A 1717-nucleotide genomic window follows, 5' to 3' on the forward strand; every position below is an offset into this window, starting at 1 on the left:
CCCGCCTCATTCACGAGTGCGCTGATGGGCCAGCCTGAAGCTTCCAACCGGCAGCATCGCTCATCAGGATCCACATCGCTGGCGGAAGAGCCTGCTGGGTAATGCCTGAATGCTGCTTTGTTGCCGATTTTCTATAGCTTTCAGTTATCAATACCGACCTTCAAGGCAGCCGTGATCGCCGACCGCCGCTGCGGTCGCTCGACTCTGGTGCTGCGGTGGTCGCGCTGGAGCGTCAGCTCAGCGCGGTCAGCTTCGGCAGCCCCTTCAGCAACGTCGGCCACCACTTGTCGGCGGCGGCGCCGAGGTGAACGGTGATGCGTCGGGCGTGGTGCGAGAGCGTGGCCGCGACCTTGAGCACCTGCTCGCGCAGCCGGCACAGGCTCCAGCCTTGCCGGGTCTGCCGCTCCAGCAGGCAGCGCAGGCCATGCAGGACCTGATAGGCATAGAGGCTCAGCAGCAGGCTCACCTCGTTACGGGCCATCACGTCCTGAACGGAGGAAGCGCCGCGATCGGTCGACGAGAGGTGCACGTCGAGCGCCGACTTCACCTCGCCCATGTGCGCCTCGGCGCTGCCGCGCTTGCGGTAGAGCGCCAGGACCTTCTCGGGCGGCCAGTCGAACTTGCCGAGGTTGGTGACCAGGAAGAAGGCATGCAGCAGCAGATCATCGGGGCGTTCCTGGACCACCAGCACTACGCGCCGTGGCGTCGGCCAGGTGCCGGCTTGGTACTCAAGGTCGTGGCACCATTCCCGAGGCTGCTCGGGCGGGCGGCCTCGGGGCCGCTTCAGGTATGGCGCCGCCAGTTTCTGCAGGCCCTTGTGGCTGCGCAGCCGCCCCAGGTACTCGATGCCGCGCGCTTCCAGGGCCTCCAGCGTGTTGGTGTCGGTGAAACCGGCATCGATGCGCACCCGCACGTGAGCCCCGGTGCTCTCGTTGAGGCGGCGCACCAGATGGGGAATCCAGGTATCGGCATTTTCGGCCGGGCCGGCGTTGCCCTCGCGCAGCAGGCCGCCCACCATGTCGCCGGTTTCGGCCAGCGAGGCGACCAGCGGTGAATAGATCCGCGCGCCGTACAGGCCATGATAGGCCGAGCCGCCCTGGTGGCCGTGGACCTCGATCGGCAGGCCGTCGATGTCCAGCGTCAGCTGCTTGGGGCGCTCGCCGTTCTTCAGCGCGGTCAGGCGCCAGATCACCAGTCGCAGCAGGCCTTCGTGCACGGCATCGATGTTGTCGCAGCGCCCGAGGCAGGTCAGCAGCCGCGACAGCGTGGCTTGAGAGGGCCGGTCCTGGGCCAGGGGCGTTGTCCCGCGCGCATCGCTGCAGGCCAGCTGCCAGAGCGGATCACGGCGCAGCGTGTCGGTATCGCTGAGATCGAACCACCCCATCGCCCGTTGCAGCACCAGAGTGCGCAGCTGGCTGGCCAACGAGTGGCGGATGCGCAGCGGGTGGCGTTGGTCGACCAGATTGTCCTCGAGCGCCTCGATCACGCCGCTGTTGTCGAGGGCTTCACGCAGCAGCAGCGCGCCGCTGTCGCTGGTGGTGCGCTGGCCGCTCAGCTCGACACGGACAGAGCCGTTGCAGGAGGGCGTCCAGGTGGATAGGCTTTCACCCATGGCGAGTGGTCCTCTTGAATCGTGTTCTGGCAGGAACATCCTGATTCTACAGGAGAAAACCACTCGCCATCTTCGTTTTCAGGTCGGCCTCATGAATAAGCCGGG

Annotated in this window: 1 protein-coding gene; it reads right to left on the reverse strand. The window is 66.4% G+C overall.

What is annotated here, in order from left to right; genetic code table 11:
* Window positions 1-232 precede the first annotated feature (232 nt).
* The gene (locus ACOMD9_RS21050) at window positions 233-1651 is read right to left on the reverse strand and encodes an IS1380 family transposase (protein WP_421417975.1); all 1419 of its coding nucleotides are present in this window, start codon (window positions 1649-1651) and stop codon (window positions 233-235) included.
* Window positions 1652-1717 lie beyond the last annotated feature (66 nt).

This window comes from Halomonas terrestris (assembly GCF_049166755.1).
Taxonomy (GTDB): Bacteria; Pseudomonadota; Gammaproteobacteria; order Pseudomonadales; family Halomonadaceae; genus Halomonas.